This is a genomic window from Geodermatophilus sp. SYSU D01106, assembly GCF_054049995.1.
On the sequence record NZ_JBJGYM010000031.1, the window covers coordinates 1 to 16,458 of the forward strand.

At 75.6% G+C, this 16,458-nt stretch carries 17 protein-coding genes; 9 read left to right on the forward strand and 8 right to left on the reverse strand.

Annotation, left to right across the window (positions count from 1 at the left end):
* Positions 1 to 79: 79 nt before the first annotated feature.
* A complete protein-coding gene (locus ACI78R_RS21845) occupies positions 80 to 505 on the forward strand; it encodes a PaaI family thioesterase (protein ID WP_457042264.1) in 426 nt (141 codons plus the stop codon).
* An 89-nt stretch (positions 506 to 594) separates the two neighbouring features.
* Positions 595 to 2,193, forward strand: a complete 1,599-nt coding sequence (locus ACI78R_RS21850) for a 4-coumarate--CoA ligase family protein (RefSeq protein ID WP_457042265.1) — start codon at positions 595 to 597, stop codon at positions 2,191 to 2,193.
* A gap of 57 nt (positions 2,194 to 2,250) precedes the next feature.
* Here the strand turns inward: ACI78R_RS21850 and ACI78R_RS21855 are convergent, their stop codons facing one another.
* Both ACI78R_RS21855 and ACI78R_RS21860 read right to left on the reverse strand, forming a co-directional pair.
* On the reverse strand, positions 2,251 to 2,961 hold the full coding sequence (locus ACI78R_RS21855; protein WP_457042266.1) for a hypothetical protein: 711 nt from the start codon (positions 2,959 to 2,961) through the stop codon (positions 2,251 to 2,253).
* Positions 2,962 to 3,024: 63 nt separating this feature from the next.
* On the reverse strand, positions 3,025 to 4,029 hold the full coding sequence (locus ACI78R_RS21860; protein WP_457042267.1) for an AraC family transcriptional regulator: 1,005 nt from the start codon (positions 4,027 to 4,029) through the stop codon (positions 3,025 to 3,027).
* A 154-nt stretch (positions 4,030 to 4,183) separates the two neighbouring features.
* Between ACI78R_RS21860 and ACI78R_RS21865 the strand changes: the two genes are divergently transcribed.
* Both ACI78R_RS21865 and ACI78R_RS21870 read left to right on the forward strand, forming a co-directional pair.
* Positions 4,184 to 4,957 carry an NAD(P)-dependent oxidoreductase gene (locus ACI78R_RS21865; RefSeq protein WP_457042268.1) on the forward strand — a complete coding sequence of 258 codons (774 nt, stop codon included), beginning with the start codon at positions 4,184 to 4,186 and terminating at the stop codon, positions 4,955 to 4,957.
* Positions 4,902 to 5,894, forward strand: coding sequence for an NAD(P)H-quinone oxidoreductase (locus ACI78R_RS21870; protein ID WP_457042269.1), 993 nt, complete (start codon positions 4,902 to 4,904; stop codon positions 5,892 to 5,894). Before ACI78R_RS21865 ends, ACI78R_RS21870 begins: the two co-directional genes overlap by 56 nt.
* A 10-nt stretch (positions 5,895 to 5,904) precedes the next feature.
* Here ACI78R_RS21870 and ACI78R_RS21875 read toward each other — a convergent pair whose 3' ends face one another.
* A complete protein-coding gene (locus ACI78R_RS21875; protein ID WP_073417849.1) occupies positions 5,905 to 7,128 on the reverse strand; it encodes a cysteine desulfurase-like protein in 1,224 nt (407 codons plus the stop codon).
* Positions 7,129 to 7,217: 89 nt separating this feature from the next.
* On the opposite strand from ACI78R_RS21875, the gene ACI78R_RS21880 reads away from it, so the two are divergent.
* Positions 7,218 to 7,760, forward strand: coding sequence for a bacterial proteasome activator family protein (locus tag ACI78R_RS21880; protein ID WP_457042270.1), 543 nt, complete (start codon positions 7,218 to 7,220; stop codon positions 7,758 to 7,760).
* A gap of 5 nt (positions 7,761 to 7,765) precedes the next feature.
* Positions 7,766 to 7,960: a DUF1707 SHOCT-like domain-containing protein gene (locus ACI78R_RS21885; protein ID WP_457042271.1), complete on the forward strand. Its 195-nt coding sequence runs from the start codon at positions 7,766 to 7,768 to the stop codon at positions 7,958 to 7,960.
* Here the strand turns inward: ACI78R_RS21885 and ACI78R_RS21890 are convergent.
* The 5 genes from ACI78R_RS21890 to serS all read right to left on the reverse strand — a co-directional run bounded on the left by ACI78R_RS21890 (position 7,929) and on the right by serS (position 13,782).
* Positions 7,929 to 8,873 carry a slipin family protein gene (locus tag ACI78R_RS21890; protein ID WP_457042272.1) on the reverse strand — a complete coding sequence of 315 codons (945 nt, stop codon included), beginning with the start codon at positions 8,871 to 8,873 and terminating at the stop codon, positions 7,929 to 7,931. The genes ACI78R_RS21885 and ACI78R_RS21890 overlap by 32 nt on opposite strands.
* Positions 8,874 to 9,062: 189 nt before the next feature.
* A complete protein-coding gene (locus tag ACI78R_RS21895; RefSeq protein ID WP_457042273.1) occupies positions 9,063 to 10,682 on the reverse strand; it encodes a methyl-accepting chemotaxis protein in 1,620 nt (539 codons plus the stop codon).
* 85 nt (positions 10,683 to 10,767) lie between these two features.
* On the reverse strand, positions 10,768 to 11,571 hold the full coding sequence (locus ACI78R_RS21900) for an HAD hydrolase family protein (protein ID WP_457042274.1): 804 nt from the start codon (positions 11,569 to 11,571) through the stop codon (positions 10,768 to 10,770).
* A complete protein-coding gene (locus ACI78R_RS21905; protein ID WP_457042275.1) occupies positions 11,564 to 12,490 on the reverse strand; it encodes an HAD family hydrolase in 927 nt (308 codons plus the stop codon). Before ACI78R_RS21905 ends, ACI78R_RS21900 begins: the two co-directional genes overlap by 8 nt.
* Complete coding sequence (serS, locus tag ACI78R_RS21910) at positions 12,487 to 13,782, reverse strand: serine--tRNA ligase (protein ID WP_457042276.1); 1,296 nt, start codon at positions 13,780 to 13,782, stop codon at positions 12,487 to 12,489. The genes ACI78R_RS21905 and serS overlap by 4 nt, the downstream gene beginning before the upstream one ends.
* A 124-nt stretch (positions 13,783 to 13,906) precedes the next feature.
* Between serS and ACI78R_RS21915 the strand changes: the two genes are divergently transcribed.
* Genes ACI78R_RS21915 through ACI78R_RS21925 form a run of 3 tightly spaced genes read left to right on the forward strand, consistent with a single transcriptional unit; the run spans position 13,907 to position 16,442 of the window.
* Positions 13,907 to 14,623 (forward strand): hypothetical protein, encoded by a 717-nt coding sequence (locus tag ACI78R_RS21915; RefSeq protein ID WP_457042277.1) that lies wholly within the window; start codon positions 13,907 to 13,909, stop codon positions 14,621 to 14,623.
* Positions 14,624 to 14,664: 41 nt separating this feature from the next.
* Positions 14,665 to 16,098, forward strand: coding sequence for a GuaB1 family IMP dehydrogenase-related protein (locus tag ACI78R_RS21920; protein WP_454553814.1), 1,434 nt, complete (start codon positions 14,665 to 14,667; stop codon positions 16,096 to 16,098).
* On the forward strand, positions 16,095 to 16,442 hold the full coding sequence (locus tag ACI78R_RS21925; protein ID WP_073417836.1) for a metallopeptidase family protein: 348 nt from the start codon (positions 16,095 to 16,097) through the stop codon (positions 16,440 to 16,442). Before ACI78R_RS21920 ends, ACI78R_RS21925 begins: the two co-directional genes overlap by 4 nt.
* Positions 16,443 to 16,458: the final 16 nt, after the last annotated feature.

A 16,458-nucleotide genomic window follows, 5' to 3' on the forward strand; every position in this document is an offset into this window, starting at 1 on the left:
CGTCCTGGCTCACCGTCGGCGGTGAGCCAGGACGCGGCACGACCAGGCGGCCTGATCGTGCGGGGCTACGGTCGCCGGCATGGCCGCCACGGGGTCCCACACCGCCGACGAGCTCAACGCGCTGCTGCCGGGCACGCTGCCGGGTCTGCTCGGGCTGACCGTCACCGCGCACGAGCCCGGCCGGCTGGAGGCGGCGCTCGACGTCCGCCCCGACCTGCTCGCGCCCAACGGCTACCTGCACGCGGCCACCGTCGTCGCGCTCGCCGACACCGCATGCGGCCTGGCCACCCGGGCGCTGCTGCCCGAGGGCTCGGCCGGGTTCACCACCATCGAGCTCAAGAGCAACTTCCTCGGCACCGTCCGCGAGGGACAGGTGCGCACGGTCGCCACCAACGCGCACGCCGGCCGCACGACGCAGGTGTGGGACGCCGTCGTCAGCTCCGGCGAGGGGAGGACGCTGGCGCTGTTCCGCTGCACCCAGTCGGTGCTGTGGCCGCGCGGATGAGCGAGGTGACCGGCGGGTAACCCGCGTGTCGCGCGACACACCCGGGGTGTGAGACTGGCGCCACTGCCGCACCCCCGAGGAGGAGCACCGTGGCTCTGGCCAGTCGTTACCCCGACGTCGAGATCCCCGACCAGTCGGTCCCCGAGTTCGTCCTCGCCGGCGGGGCCTCGCGCCCCGACGCGCCCGCGCTCGTCGACGGCCTGACCGGCGACTCGATCAGCCACGGGCAGCTGGCCACCTACGTCGACCGCGTGGCCGCCGCGCTCGCCTCCCGCGGGCTGCGCAAGGGCGACGTCGTCGCCGTCCTGTGCCCCAACACCATGTGGTACCCGGTCGTCTTCCACGGCATCGCCCGCGCCGGCCTGGTGATGAGCCCGATCAACTCGCTCTACACCGCCCACGAGGTGGCCTTCCAGCTCAAGGACTCCGGCGCGAAGGTGCTGGTCACCGTCTCGCCGTTCCTCGACCGCGCGCTCGAGGCCACCGAGCAGACGCCGGTCGACGAGGTCATCGTCATGGACGGCGCCGAGGGACACGCCTCGCTGCTCGACCTGATCACCAGCGACGCCCCGTCGGTCGACGTCGACATCGACCCGGCGGCCGACCTGGTCACGCTGCCCTACTCCAGCGGTACCACGGGGCTGCCCAAGGGCGTCATGCTCACCCACCGCAACCTGGTGGCCAACGTGAGCCAGTCCCGGCCGCTGGTGGAGCTGGTCGAGGGCGACGAGCGGATCATCGCCGTCCTGCCGTTCTTCCACATCTACGGCCTGACCGTGCTCATGAACCAGGGCCTGCAGTGGGGCGGCACGGTGGTCACGCTGCCGCGCTTCGACCTCGAGCAGTTCCTGCGCACGATCCAGGACCAGAAGATCACCCGTGCGTTCGTCGCGCCGCCCATCGTGCTGGCGCTGGCCAAGCACCCGATGGTCGACCAGTTCGACCTCTCGTCGCTGCGCAGCATCACCTCCGGCGCCGCGCCGCTGGACGAGGCGCTGGCCCAGGCCGCCCAGGACCGGCTGCGCAAGGGCGCGCCCGACGGCGTCGTCGTCGCCCAGGGCTACGGCATGACCGAGCTGTCGCCGGTCTCGCACACCACGCCCGACGCCAACCGGCTGCCCGAGGGCGTCAGCTCGGTGCCGAAGGGCTCGGTCGGCCTCGCCCTGCCCAACACCGAGTGCCGGCTGGTCGACCCCTCGACCGGCCAGGACGCCGCCCCCGGCGAGCGCGGTGAGCTGTGGGTGCGCGGGCCGCAGGTGATGAAGGGCTACCTCAACAACCCGACGGCGACCGCCGACACCCTCGACGCCGAGGGCTGGCTGCACACCGGCGACGTGGCGATCGTCGACGAGAACGGCTGCTACACGGTCGTCGACCGGGTCAAGGAGCTGATCAAGTACAAGGGCTACCAGGTGGCCCCGGCCGAGCTCGAGGCCGTGCTCATCAACAACCCGGCCATCGCCGACGCCGCGGTCATCGGCGTCAAGGACGAGGAGAGCGGCGAGGAACTGCCCAAGGCCTTCGTCGTGCGGGCGCCCGGCGCGGAGATCTCCGAGCAGGAGGTCATGGACTACGCCGCCGAGCGGCTCGCCCCGCACAAGAAGATCCGCGCGGTGGAGTTCATCGAGCAGGTGCCCAAGTCCGCAGCGGGCAAGATCCTGCGCAAGGACCTCAAGGCCCGCGCCTGAGACCGGCGGGAGGCCGGTTCCCCTCCGGGGGAGCCGGCCTCCCGTCGTCCGCGCAGGTCACCACGGGAGGCCGAGGACGGCGTCGCGCATCCGGCCGTGCCGCGCACCCGCGAAGCGCAGCACCAGCCGCGCCGACCGGGACGCCGTCCGCAGCACCGTCACGCGCTCGGCGGGGTGGCAGGCGTCGAGCAGCCACGGCAGCGTGAACGCGTCCTGGCCGGCGGGGAGCAGGCGCCGGGCGGTCCGCACGGCGCGGTCGCGCTCGGCCGCGGGGACGTGCGCGTCCACCAGCGGCAGGACGCCCGCCTCCTCGGCGTCGAGCCGGTCGTCGACCAGGGCGGCGAGCTCGGTCAGGGCGACGGCGAGCAGCGGGGCCCCGGCGCTCGCGTCGCGGGCGAAGACGAGCAGCGCCCGGCGGGCCCGGGCGAGCGAGGCGTCGAGGGCGGCGTCGGAGGCCGTGCCGGCGTCGGAGGCCGCGCTGCGGTCGTGCCCGACGCCGGGCAGCACCGCGCGGGACACCGCGGCCTCGAGCTCCCGGCGCAGCGCGGCGTGCGCGCGGACCTCGACGAGCACACCCGCCGTCCAGCGCACCAGCTCGCGCTGCCGGGCGGGGTCGCACGGGTCGTCGAGGGCGACGCCGGTGACCGCCCGGCCGGCGATCCGCAGGCCCGAGCGCAGGGCCCGGTGCAGCAGCGCGTGGTCGGTCAGCTCGGTCACCGCGCCGCGGGAGGCGGGGGCGGTCCGGGTCGGCGGCAGCGTCGTCGTCATGACCGGGACGGTGCCGCCCGGCTCCTGCAGGCAGCTTGCGGGCCGCTTGGAGCGGCCCGGGGGCTACCGCGTGGACTGCCCGGCCATGGTCGGGGGGACGCCGACGATGCGCTTGTACGCGCGGGAGAACGCCGCCTCCGACTCGTAGCCCAGGCGCCCGGCCAGCTGACCCACCTGCGCCCCCTCCGCGAGCGCCACGGTGGCCAGGTGCATCCGCCACCGCGCCAGGTAGCGCATCACCGGCTCGCCGGCCAGCTCGGTGAACCGGGCGGCGAACGACGAGCGCGACATGCGGGCCTCCCTCGCCAGCCGGGTGAGCGTCCACGCCGCCCCGGGCTCGCGGTGCAGCAGCGCCACGGCCTGGCCCACCTGCGGGTCGCGCAGCGCCCGCAGCCACCCGGGGCCGGTGGCCGCGGTGTCCAGCCACGTCCGGACGGCCTGCAGCACGACGACGTCGGCCAGCCGGGTGATCACCGCCTCCGCGCCCGGGCGGTCCTCGGCGGCCTCGTCGGAGATCACCTGCAGCAGCAGCGGCAGCCACCCGCCGCGGCGGGGGTCGCGCCCGTCGACCACGAGCACCGGCGGCAGCAGGTCGAGCAGGTGCGCCGCACCCGGCCGGGCGGGCTCCACGACGCCGCACACCATCCCGGCCGCCGCGCCGCCGCCGTCGAGCCGCAGGACGGAGTAGTGCTCCCCCACCTGCTGCTGCGGCAGGAGGTCGGCCCGCCCGGCGACCGGCGCCCCCACCGCGCTCCGCAGCAGGTGCCCGCGGCCGTGCGGGACCAGGGCCAGGTCGCCGACGCCGAGGGTCAGCTGCTCGCCGCCGACCTCGAGCACGACGGTGCCCCGGGTGACGACGTGGAAGGCCATGCAGCCCGGGAAGGCGGGCATCTCCACGCCCCAGGGCGCCGTCGCCTCCGACCGGCAGTAGAAGGTGCCGTGGATGCGCAGGTCGGCGAGCAGGTCGCCGACCGGGTCGACCGGTGTCCACGGCCGGGCCGCGTCCGCGCCGGTCGGCACCCCGACCGGTGTGCTCACCCGGACCCCGACGTCGCCGCTCCTGTCCACGGCGCCAGCCTGCTGCGTCCCGTACCGGGCGTCCAGGGTCGCCGGACGAACGGGCACGGACGGCGGACGCGCGGTCATGGGCCGCCGCGCCGCGGTCGGCCAGCCTCGTTCCCGACCGGCCGACGGGGCCGGCGGGACCGGGAGGAGCAGGGACGTGCGCGTGCTGGTGGTGGGTGCGACGGGTGGATCGGGACGGGCGGCGGTCGAGGCGCTGACCGCGCGGGGACACGAGGTGACGGCGTTCGCGCGGCGGGCGGGCGCCGCCTTCCGGGAGGACGCTTCCCGGGGGCACACGGCGGTGCGGACGGTGGACGGCGACGCGACCCGGCCGGCCGACGTCGGCCGGGCCGTGCGGGGGCAGGACGCCGTCGTGGTGGCGCTGGGGATCAGCGAGCACCCGCTCGCGGTGCGGCTGCGCGGCAGCCGGGGCACGCCGATGGACGTGCGCTCGCGCGGGACGGCGGCGCTGGTCGCGGCCATGCGCGAGCACGACGTGTCGCGGCTGGTGGTGCAGTCCTCCTACGGCGTCGGCGAGACGCGGGACCGGCTGCCGCTGTCCTCGAAGCTGGTGTTCGCGCTGGTGCTGCGGCCGCAGATCGCCGACCACGAGCGGCAGGAGCGGATCGTCCGCGACAGCGGCCTGGACTGGACGATCGTCCAGCCGGTGTACCTGACCGACGGGGACGAGGCGGCCGCGACGTCCCCGTCCGGCGACGTCCAGGGGATGCGCGTCTCGCGGCGGGCGGTCGGCGGCGTGCTGGCCGACCTCGCCACCCGGGTCGGCGACGCGGGCGGGCGCTGCCTGGCCGTGTCGGGCGCGGCGGCGCCTGCCGCGGGAGACCGGGCCCCGTCGCCCCTCCTAGGGTCGGGGCATGCGAGCGGTGACCACGAGCGGACCCGGCGGACCCGAGGTGCTCGGCTGGGGTGAGGTGCCCGACCCGGTGGCCGGCCCGGGCGAGGTGGTCGTCGACGTGGCCGCCACCGCGGTCAACCGGGCCGACCTCCTCCAGCGGGCCGGCAACTACCCGCCGCCGCGGGGCGCCAGCGAGGTCCTGGGCCTCGAGTGCAGCGGCATCGTCAGCGAGGTCGGCGAGGGCGTGACCGGCTGGTCGGTGGGCGACGAGGTGTGCGCGCTGCTGGCCGGCGGCGGCTACGCCGAGCGGGTCGCCGTCCCGGCGGTGCAGTTGCTCCCCCGCCCGGCCGGCGTCGAGCTGGCCACCGCGGCCGCGCTCCCGGAGGTCACCTGCACCGTCTGGTCGAACGTCTTCCAGCTCGCCGGCCTGCGGCGCGGGGAGACGTTCCTCGTCCACGGCGGGTCCAGCGGCATCGGCACGATGGCCATCCAGCTCGCCGCCCGGGCCGGCGCGCGGGTGGTCACCACCGCCGGCACGGAGGCCAAGCGGGCCGCCTGCCGGGAGCTCGGCGCCGACGTGACCATCGACTACCGCGAGGAGGACTTCGTCGAGCGGGTCCGCGAGGTCACCGGCGGGGCGGGCGCCGACGTCGTCCTGGACAACATGGGCGCGAAGTACCTGGCCCGCAACGTCGACGCCCTCGCCGTCGGCGGGCGGCTGGTGGTCATCGGCATGCAGGGCGGGACGAGGGCGGAGCTCGACCTCGGCAAGCTGCTGGCCAAGCGGGCGTCGGTGGCCGCGACGGCGCTGCGCTCCCGCCCGAGCACTGGGCCCGGCGGCAAGGACGCGATCGTCGCGGCGGTGCGGGCCGAGGTGTGGCCCGACGTCGAGCGGGGCGTGGTGCGGCCGATCGTCGACCGGCGGCTGCCGATGTCCCGCGCGGCCGAGGCGCACCGCGTGGTGGAGGCCAGCGAGCACGTCGGGAAGGTGCTGCTGCTCCCCGACGCCTGACGGCCCGCGGTCAGAGGGCCCGCAGCGCCGCCACCGAGTCGATCACGTAGCCGACCTCCTCGGCGGTGTTGTAGTGCGCGAGCCCCAGCCGGACGGCGCCGCCGAGCTCGTTGACGCCGAGCGCGTCGAACAGCTCGCGGGCGTAGAAGTCGCCGTCCCAGGCGCAGATGCCTCGGCGGGACAGCTCCGCGGCCACCTGCCGTGGCCGCATGCCGGGGACGGTGAACGACAGCGTCGGCGTCGTGTGCTCCGGGAAGCCGACCACCTGCACGTGCCGCATGGCCCGCAGCGCCTGGTCCAGCCACTCGAACAGGCTGCCCTCGTACGCGGCGACGGCGGTCATCGAGGCGTGCAGCCGGTCGCGGCGGCTGCCGGTGGCGTCCTCGCACAGGCCGGCCAGGTGGTCGACGGCGGCGGTCACCCCGGCGTAGAGCTCGAAGGGCGGCGTGCCGGTCTCCAGCCGGTCGGGCACGCGGTCGGGGGTGGGCACCAGCCGGTCGGGGTCGAGCTCGGCGAGCAGCGCCGGGTCGGCCACCACGGCGCCCACGTGCGGGCCGCACCAGGTGTAGGCGGAGACGGCGACGAAGTCCGCGCCGAGCGCCGTCTTGTCGAGGTAGACGTGCGGCGCGGCCTGGACGGCGTCGACGTAGACCAGCGCGCCCACCGCGTGGGCGCGGGCGGAGATGGCGGCGACGTCGGGCCGGGTGCCGATCGCGTTGCTCGCCGCGGTGACCGCCACCAGCCGGGTGCGCGAGGTGATCAGCTCGTCGTACTGCCAGGCGGGCAGCTCGCCGGTCTCGATGTCCACCTCGGCCCAGCGCACCACCGCGCCGGCGCGCTCGGCCATCGTCACCCAGGGCCGGATGTTCGCGTCGTGGTCGAGGCGGCTGACCACCACCTCGTCGCCGTAGCGCCAGGTGCGCGACAGGGCGCGGGCGAAGGCGTAGGTCAGCGACGTCGTGTTCGGGCCGAGGACGACGCCGGAGGACAGGCCGCCGACGAGGTCGGCCACGGCCGCCCGGGCGCTGGACACCAGGCTCTCGGTGCGCGCCGAGGCGGGGAACACCCCGCCGCGGTTGGCCACCGGCACCCGCATGGCCGAGGAGACCGCGTGCACGACGCTCTCGGGCATCAGCGTGCCGGCGGGCGCGTCGGTGTGCACGAAGCCGTCGGAGAGCCCCGGGAACTGGCCGCGGACGCGCGCGACGTCCAGCCTGTGTTCCCCCGGGTGCATGCGGGCGACCCTAGTTGCCCTCCCCACCCGCCCGCGCCGCCGCACCGGCCCGCGTATGGCCCGGGACCGGGCGGGGCAGGATGGAGGGCATGACGGCACCCGGGAACGGCAACGAACGTCCGCAGCAGGTGCTGGTCGTCGGCCCCGACGGCCGGCCGGTGGGCGCGATGCCGGTGCCCGCGGCGGGCCAGGAGGACGGCGACGGGCACCCCGGCCTCGGCGACATGGTGGAGCAGCCGGCCAAGGTCATGCGGATCGGCACGATGATCAAGCAGCTGCTCGAGGAGGTGCGGGCGGCGCCTCTCGACGACGCCAGCCGCACCCGCCTGCGCGACATCCACGCCTCCTCGATCCGCGAGCTCGAGCAGGGCCTCGCGCCGGAGCTCTCCGAGGAGCTGCGGCGGATCACCTCGCCGTTCAGCGACGAGTCGACGCCGTCGGACGCCGAGCTGCGCATCGCCCAAGCCCAGCTGGTCGGGTGGCTCGAGGGCGTCTTCCAGGGCATCCAGACGGCGCTGTTCGCCCAGCAGATGGCCGCCCGCGCGCAGCTGGAGGAGATCCGGCGCGGGCGGGCGCTGCCGGGCGGCCCGAGCGCGGCCGAGCCCCGCCCCGGCGGCGGTCAGTACCTCTAGCGGTCGTGGGCGACGACCGGCGGGCGATCCGGGCGGGCGACAGCGACCGCGAGGGGACGGTGCGCCAGTTGCAGCGGCACTTCTCCCAGGGCCGGATCGACGCCACCGAGTTCGACGAGCGGGTCCGGGCCGCCTACGCAGCCCGGACCCTCGGCGAACTCGCCGACCTCACCGCGGATCTGCCGCGCGACCTCTGGTGACCGGCTCGGCGGCGCGCCCGTCCTGAGCGCCGGGCAGCGGCGCCGCCGTGGCGCCGTTCCCGGCCGGCAGCTCCCGGACGCCGTCGGCCGCGGACGGCGCCACGGACGGCGCCACGGACGGGGCGGCGGACGGCGCGGCGGACGTGGCGTCGCGGCTCCCGGCCGCCTGCTCGAAGAACCGCAGCAGCTCCACGGGGAACGGCATGACCAGCGTGCTGTTCTTGTCCCCGGCGACGTCGGCGACCGTCTGGAGCAGCCGCAGCTGCAGGGCTCCCGGCGTGGCGCTCATCGCCTCGGCGGCCTGCGCCAGCTTGGTCGACGCCTCGAACTCGCCGTCCGCGGAGATGATCCGCGCCCGCCGGTCCCGCTCGGCCTCCGCCTGCCGCGACATCGAGCGGCGCATCGACTCCGGCAGGGAGATGTCCTTGACCTCGACCCGGTCGATCTTGATGCCCCACTCCTCGGTGGGGGTGTCGATGACCGCGCGCAGCTCGCTGTTGATGGCCTCGCGGTCCGACAGGAGCGTGTCGAGGTCGGCGCGGCCGATGACCGAGCGCAGCGACGTCTGGGAGACCTGCGACGTCGCCACCATGTAGTTCTCGACGTTGATGACGGCGCGGACCGGGTCCACGACGCGGAAGTAGACGACCGCGTCCACCCCGATCGTCACGTTGTCGCGCGTGATCGTGCCCTGTGAGGGCACGTCGAGGACCAGCGTCTGCACCGGCACCTTGGTCATCTGGTCGACGTAGGGGATCAGCACCCGCAGGCCGGGCTCGCGGACCCCGGGCAGCAACCGGCCGAAGCGCAGCACGACCCCGCGCTGGTACTGCTGCACCATCTTCAGGCTCGCGCCCACGGTCACGAGGGCGAGCACCCCGACCACGACCAGCACGATCCACAGCACGTCCACGGGCACCTCCGCGGCCGGCCCGCCCGCGGGACGCTCCCGCCGGTGCCGGCCCGTCCTCCTCCACTCTCCCAGCGGCTGCCCGGACGGGACGGCCCCCGACGTGACGATGTGGTGACGTTCCCGCCCCCCGACGACGACGGCGGCGCCGCCCCCGGGTGGGGACGGCGCCGCCGTCGGGTGCGCCCCGCGTCAGACGGTGAAGCGGCGGACGGCGTCCTGCAGCTCGCCGCTCATGCGGGCGAGTTCGGCGGCGGCCTGGCGGGCGTCGCCGACGCGGGCGTTGGTCTGCTGCGTCCCGTCGGCCAGGCCGGTGATCGCCGCGGCGATCTGACGGGTGCCGCCGGCGGCCTCGGCCACGTTGCGGTTCATCTCGTTGGTGGTCGCCGTCTGCTCCTCGACCGCGGCTGCGATGGTGGCCTGGAAGTCGTTGATCTCGCCGATCACCGAGCTGATCCGGCTGATCGCGTCCACGGCGCCCGCGGTGTCGGCCTGGATGGCCTCCACGCGGCGGGAGATGTCCTCGGTGGCGCGGGCGGTCTCCTGCGCGAGCTCCTTGACCTCGCTGGCCACGACGGCGAAGCCCTTGCCGGCCTCCCCGGCGCGCGCCGCCTCGATGGTGGCGTTGAGGGCCAGCAGGTTGGTCTGCTCGGCGATGCCGTTGATCAGCTTGACGACGGTGGCGATCTCCTGCGACGAGTCGCCGAGCTTGCCCACGGTGCGGGTGGTGTTCTCCGCGACGCCCACGGCCTGGCCGGCGACGCGGGCGGCCTCGGTGGCGTTGTGCGCGATCTCGCGGATCGCCGTCTCCATCTGCGAGGAGCCGGTGGCCACGGTGTCGACGCTGGCGGCGACCTCGCCGGCCGAGGCGACGACGACGTCGGTCTGGTCGGAGGCGGCCCGGGAGAACTCGGCGATGCTGCCGGCCGCGGTGTCGAGCTGGGTGGAGGCGCCCTGCAGGCGGTCGGCGGACTCGCGGACAAGGGTCAGCACCCCGCCGAGGCTGTCGAGGGTCTCGTCGAGCGAGCGGGCGACCTCGCCGAGCTCGCCGCCACCGGTGGCACCGGCGCGCACCCGCAGGTCACCGGCGGCGACCTTGCCGAGCACCTCGCGGATCCGCTGCACCGGGCCGGTGACGCTGCGCGCCACGAGGACGGCGAGCACGACGGCGACCACCAGGCCGAGGACGACCACGACGATCGTCAGGGTGCGGGCCGAGCCGTAGGCGTCGCGCGCCTCGGCGACGGTCTGCTCGGCGTCCGCGGCGGCCGAGGTGGTGGCCGCGGCCAGCGACTCCTCGATGACCGTCTCGTTCTGCGTCATGGTCTGCAGCAGCGGCAGGGCGTTCGGCGAGCCGAGCGGCAGGGCCTGCAGCTGCGCCAGCGCGGTCAGGTAGGTCTCCGACGCGGCCCGGAACTCGGTGAAGGCGGCGCGGGCGTCGTCGGACAGCGGCATGCCGTCGACGGCCTCCGCGTGCGCGGCCATGGCCTCCGCGGCCTCGGCGGCGTCGCGCTGCGCGTCCTGGATGCTGGCCGGCGGCAGCGTCGGGATCGCAGCGCGCGCGGTCTGGGCGGCCAGCTCCCACCAGTCCACCTGCAGGGTCCGCAGCCCGTCGAGCGGGGCCGCGCCCTCGCTGTAGACCTGGTCGGCCTTGTCGGCGAGCACCGCCATGCGCGCGATGCCGAACAGGCCGACGCCCAGGGTGGTCAGCGCGACCACGAGGATGGCGCCGAGCATCCGCGTGTGCAGGCTCCAGCCGGAGGAGGAGTCGGCGGGCACCGCTGCAGCGGCGCGGGGCGGGGTCTGGCTCATCGATCGCCTTCCGTGGCCGGGGTCCCGGTCGGCGTGGTGCCGTCCGGGAACCACATCGGCAGGCGCCGGGCGGTCTTGAGCCGGGTCAGAGTGAGGCGAGGAAGGCCGCGACGCCGTCGTCGTCGTTCGTGCCGGTGACGTCGGTGGCCGCCGCCAGCAGGTCCGGGTGGGCGTGCGCCATCGCCACCGCCCGCCCGCCGGCCTCGCGCACCCAGTCGAAGGCGGCGATGTCGTTGGGCATGTCGCCGAAGACGACGACGTCCTCCGGGCCGACGCCGTGGCGGGCGGCGACCTTGGCGATGCCGGTGGCCTTGGTGACCCCGCTGGCGGAGATCTCGGCGAGCGCGTCCGAGGAGGAGTTGGTGACCGTCGCCCGGTCGCCCACCACCCGCTCGACCAGGCGCATGAACTCGTCGCGGGGCAGGTCCTCGTGCCGGGCCAGCAGCTTGGCCGCGGGGACGGAGACGATCTCCTCGAGCGTCGCCTCGGCCACGCCCGGCGCGTCGAGGTCCCACCGCGGCTGGTAGACCGGCTCGTGCCGGAACTCCAGGCCGTACTCGACGGCGAACCAGGTGCCCGGCTGCTCGGCGCGCAGGCCGGCGGTCACGTCGGCGAGGACGGCCGGCGGCAGCGCGTCCTCCTCGAGGATCTCGAAGCGGCCGAGGTCGAGCAGCACCGCGCCGTTGCAGCAGACGGCGGTGCCGGTGCGCACGACCTCCCGGATCCGGCGCATCCACCGCGGCGGGCGGCCGGTGGCCAGCACCAGCGGGACGCCGTCGTCCGCCCAACGCCGCAGCTCGGCGACGGTGGCCTCGCCGACGGTGTCGTCGGAGTGCAGCAGCGTGCCGTCCATGTCGCTGGCGATGAGCCGCGGTCGCCAGTCACTCACCGGCCAGCACCGCCTCGAGGTAGCGGGCCACGCCGTCGGCGTCGTGGCCGCTGGTCAGCCCGCCGGCGGCGGCCCGCACCGCGGGGTGGGCGTTGGCGACGGCGACCGCACGGCCACCGGCGTCGGTGACCGCGCCGATCATCGGCAGGTCGTTGGGCATGTCGCCGAAGACGAGCACGTCGCCGAACCCGACGCCGTACCGGTCGAGGGCGACGGCGAGGCCGGTGGCCTTGGTGATGCCGGGCGGGAGGACCTCGATGAACCCGAGGCCCGCGTGGGTGACCTCGGCGTCGGCCGGGTCGGTGACGCGGCGGGCGCGGGCGAGCAGCTCGTCCTGGCCCAGCGTGGAGGAGCGCAGGAACACCTTGAGCACCGCGCCCTCGGGGATGACCGCGTGCCGGGGCAGCAGGTGCGCGGGTTCGGGGTAGGGCCACTCGAACCCGTGCTGCACCCGCAGCGGCGCGAGCGCCTCGCCCTGCTCGGCGGCGTCCTCGACGGCGAGGATCAGGTCGCCGGCGGCGTCCTCGATGCGGGCGATGACCGCCTCCGCCTGCTCGCGCGGCAGGCCGACGGTGCGCAGCACCTCGTCGCGCTCGAGGTCGACGACGAAGCCGCCCTGCGCGAGCACCGCGATGCCGCGCCCGGCCAGCGCGGTGCGCACGCTGTCGAGCAGCCGCGGGCCGCGGCCGGTGACGCCGACGACGGGGACGCCGGCCGCCCAGCAGGCCTCCAGCGCGGCGCGGGTGCGCGGGCTGACCACACCCTCGGAGGACAGCAGGGTGCCGTCGAGGTCGGTGGCGACGAGCTTCGGCCGCCAGTCGCCGAGCTCCCCGAGCAGGTCGCCGAGGTCCACGACCCGGGTGGCGTCCGGGGAGGGCACGTGCCCGGAGAGGACCGCCCGGGGCGCGGTCCCGCTCATGCGGTGGGCACCGGGGCGGCCAGCGCCATGCCGGGGGTGAGGACCTCGTGCCCGCCGAGCCACGGGCGCAGCGCCGCGGGCACGTGCACCGAGCCGTCGGCGCGCTGGTGCACCTCGAGCAGGCAGGCGATGGTGCGGGCGATCGCGCACAGCGTGCCGTTGAGCGTGGCCGCCGGCTGCGGCCTCCCGTCCTCGTCGCGGTACCGGATGGCCAGCCGGCGGGCCTGGAAGGTGGTGCAGTCCGACGTCGACGTCAGCTCGCGGTAGGTGCCCTGCGACGGGAACCACGCCTCGATGTCGTACTTGCGGGCGGCGCTGGTGCCGAGGTCACCGGCGGCGATGTCGACCACCCGGTAGGGCAGCTCGAGGGCCTGGAGGAACTCCTCCTCCCAGGCCAGCAGCCGCAGGTGCTCCGCAGCCGCCTCGTCGGGCCGGCAGAAGCTGAACATCTCGACCTTGTCGAACCAGTGCACGCGGATGATGCCGCGGGTGTCCTTGCCGTAGGAGCCGGCCTCGCGGCGGAAGCAGGACGACCAGCCGGCGTAGCGGCGCGGCCCGGCCGACAGGTCGAGCACCTCGTCGGCGTGCATGCCGGCCAGCGCCACCTCGGAGGTGCCCACGAGGTACAGGTCGTCGCGCTCGACGCGGTAGACCTCCTCGTCGTGCTCGCCGAGGAAGCCGGTGCCCTCCATCGCCTCGGGCTTGACCAGGGCCGGCGCGACGACGGGGACGAACCCGGCGGCCACCGCGCGGGAGATCGCGAGCTGCGCCAGCGCGAACTCCAGCAGCGCGCCCGGGCCGGTGAGGAAGTAGAAGCGGGCGCCGGAGACCTTCGCGCCGCGCTCCATGTCGATCGCGCCGAGCGCCTCGCCGATCTGCAGGTGGTCGCGCACCTCGAAGTCGTAGGCCGGGACCTCACCGACGGTGCGCAGCGTGACCGCGTCGTCCTCGCCCCCGGGCGGGACGTCGTCGTGCACGACGTTCGGGATGGCCAGGTGCACCGCGCGCAGGGCCGCGTCGGCCGCGCGCTGGGCCTCCTCGGCCTCCTTGACCTGCGCGGCCAGCGCCTTCGCCCGCTCCAGGACTGCCGGGCGCTCCTCCTTCGACGCGCCGCGCACGGCCTGCGAGGCGGTCTTCTGCTCGGCGCGGAGGTCGTCGGCGCGCTTGACGGCGGCGCGGCGGGCCTCGTCGGCGGACAGCAGCTCGTCGACCCGGGACTCGTCGGCACCGCGGGCGCGCTGGCTGGCACGGACGACGTCGGGGTGCTCGCGCACCAGGCGCAGGTCGATCACGGGGTCGATCGTAGGTGGGTGGCGCCCGTGGCCCCCTCGCCCACGGGGTGCACTCCGGCGCGCGACCGCATCCGGGCGCGTCCCGGGAGGCGAAGACCGGGCACCCGACCGCGAGGAGGACGCCGTGACCACCCCCGCACCGGGCAGCCGGGCCCGCTGGCTGCTGCTGACCACGGCGGTCGGCCAGGCCGTGAGCCCTGCGCTGGCGGGCTTCGACCAGGGTTCGGGCAGCGACCCGGTGATCGTGCCGCCGGGGCCCTTCTTCGCCATCTGGGGTCCGGTGGTCCTCGGCTGCCTGGCAGCCGCCGTGTACGGGTTCCCCCTGCGCCGGGCCACCGCCGATCCGTGGCGCCGGGTGCAGGTCCCCCTGTCGGTGGCGCAGGTGGGGTTCGTCGTCTGGCTCGTGGCCGCGGCCCGGCTGCCGGTGCTCACCGTCCCGGTCTTCGCCGGGATGCTGGCCGCCCTGCTGGTGTGCCTGCGCGTCCTCGTCCGGACACCCGCCGACCGGGCCACCCGCCTGCTGCTGACCGGCAGCGTCGGCCTCTACGCCGGGTGGGCCAGCGCGGCCGTGTGGGTGAACGCGGCGACCGTCCTCCCCGGCCGGCTGACCGTCGGCACCCTGGTGCCCGCGTTGCTGGTCGCCGGCGCCGCCCTGACCGCCGCCGTCCTGGCCTGGCTGCTGCACGGCCAGCCCGCGTTCGTCCTAGCCGCCGGCTGGGCCCTGATCGGCGCGCTCGTCTCCAGCCTCGGCGCGGGGGCGACCGCCCTCGTGCTGGTGGCCGGCGCCGGGCTGGCCGTCGTCGGCGTGTCGGCGGCACTGGGAGCCCGGCGCACCGCGTGAGGACCGGCGGCCGCGCCGTCCCGTGCGGGACACTCGGGGGCATGCGGTTCCTGAACGGCCAGCGCCCGGCGACAGACCTCACCTACGCCGACGTCTTCATGGTGCCGGGCCACAGCACCGTGGGCTCGCGCCTGGAGGTGGACCTGACCACCCCGGACCGGGTGGGCACCACCATCCCGGTCGTCGTGGCGAACATGACCGCCATCAGCGGCCGGCGGATGGCCGAGACCATCGCCCGCCGCGGCGGCCTGGCGGTGCTGCCGCAGGACATCCCGGTCGACGTCGTCGCCGAGGTCGTGTCGTGGGTGCACGCCCGGCACCCGGTCTACGACACCGCGATCACGCTGGCGCCGTCGTCGACGGTCGGCGAGGCGCTGTCGCTGATGACCAAGCGCGCGCACGGGATCGTCGTCGTGGTCGACGGCGACGTGCCGGTCGGCGTGGTCACCGACGGCGCCTGCCGCGGGGTGGACCGCTTCAGCCAGCTCTCCCAGGTCATGGCCGAGCACCCGCTCACCGTCCCGGCCGGCACCGACCTGCCCAAGGTCTTCGACGTGCTCTCCGGCGAGCGGGTCAGCGCCGCGCCGGTGGTCGAGGGCGACCGGCTGGTCGGCGTCGTCACCCGCAAGGGCGCGCTGCGCTCCACCCTGTACACGCCCGCGGTCAACGGCGAGGGGCAGCTGCTCACCTCGGCCGCGGTCGGCATCAACGGCGACGTCGCCGGCAAGGCGTCGGCGCTGCTGGCCGCCGGGGTCGACGTGCTCGTCGTCGACACCGCGCACGGCCACCAGGAGAAGGCGGTCGAGGCGGTGCGCGCGGTGCGGTCGGTGGCCGGCTCGGTGCCGGTGGTGGCCGGCAACGTGGTCACCGCCGAGGGCACCCGCGACCTGGTCGAGGCCGGCGCCGACGTCGTCAAGGTCGGCGTCGGGCCCGGTGCCATGTGCACCACGCGGATGATGACCGGCGTCGGCCGGCCGCAGTTCTCCGCCGTCGAGGAGTGCGCCGCCGAGGCCCGCCGGCTCGGGAAGCACGTGTGGGCCGACGGCGGCGTGCGCCACCCGCGCGACGTCGCCCTCGCCCTGGCCGCCGGCGCGGCCAACGTGATGGTCGGCTCCTGGTTCGCGGGCACCTACGAGAGCGCCGGCGACATCCACGACGACGGCAGCGGCCGGCTGTACAAGGAGTCCTTCGGGATGGCCTCGGCGCGGGCGGTCAAGGCCCGCACGGCGCAGCAGAGCGGCTTCGAGCGGGCCCGCGCCGGCCTGTTCGAGGAGGGCATCTCGTCCTCCCGCATGTACCTCGACCCGGCCCGGCCCGGCGTGGAGGACCTGGTCGACGGCATCGTCGCCGGGGTGCGCTCGTCGTGCACCTACGCCGGCGCCCGGACCATCGACGAGCTGCACGAGCGCGCGGTGCTGGGGGTGCAGAGCGCGGCCGGCTACGACGAGGGCCGTCCGCTGCCCACCAGCTGGTGAGGCCGCTCCCGCGCGAGGTCTTCGAGTCGCTGGTCGCCGACGCCCTCGACGCCGTCCCCGCCGAGCTCATGGCACTGCTCGACAACGTCGTCGTCCTCGTGGAGGACCGCAACGAGGACGAGCCGGACCTGCTCGGGCTCTACGAGGGCCACGCGCTGACCGAGCGCGGCTGGCAGTACGGCGGCGACCTGCCCGACCGGATCATGATCTACCGCGAGGCCATCTGCGACGTCTGCGAGACCGCCGAGGAGGTGGTCGAGGAGGTGACGGTGACCGTCGTGCACGAGATCGCCCACCACTTCGGCATCGGCGAGCAGCGGCTGCACGAGCTCGGCTGGGGATAGCGCCCGCGTACCGTGA

Bases quoted from the DNA above. Each gene is read 5' to 3' on its own strand.
- ACI78R_RS21880 (WP_457042270.1), top strand. From the start codon at position 7,218: ATGACGGCACCCGGGAACGGCAACGAACGTCCGCAGCAGGTGCTGGTC.
- ACI78R_RS21855 (WP_457042266.1), bottom strand. From the start codon at position 2,961: ATGACGACGACGCTGCCGCCGACCCGGACCGCCCCCGCCTCCCGCGGC.
- ACI78R_RS21905 (WP_457042275.1), bottom strand. From the start codon at position 12,490: ATGAGCGGGACCGCGCCCCGGGCGGTCCTCTCCGGGCACGTGCCCTCC.
- ACI78R_RS21870 (WP_457042269.1), top strand. From the start codon at position 4,902: ATGCGAGCGGTGACCACGAGCGGACCCGGCGGACCCGAGGTGCTCGGC.
- ACI78R_RS21895 (WP_457042273.1), bottom strand. From the start codon at position 10,682: ATGAGCCAGACCCCGCCCCGCGCCGCTGCAGCGGTGCCCGCCGACTCC.
- ACI78R_RS21845 (WP_457042264.1), top strand. From the start codon at position 80: ATGGCCGCCACGGGGTCCCACACCGCCGACGAGCTCAACGCGCTGCTG.
- ACI78R_RS21920 (WP_454553814.1), top strand. From the start codon at position 14,665: ATGCGGTTCCTGAACGGCCAGCGCCCGGCGACAGACCTCACCTACGCC.
- ACI78R_RS21875 (WP_073417849.1), bottom strand. From the start codon at position 7,128: ATGCACCCGGGGGAACACAGGCTGGACGTCGCGCGCGTCCGCGGCCAG.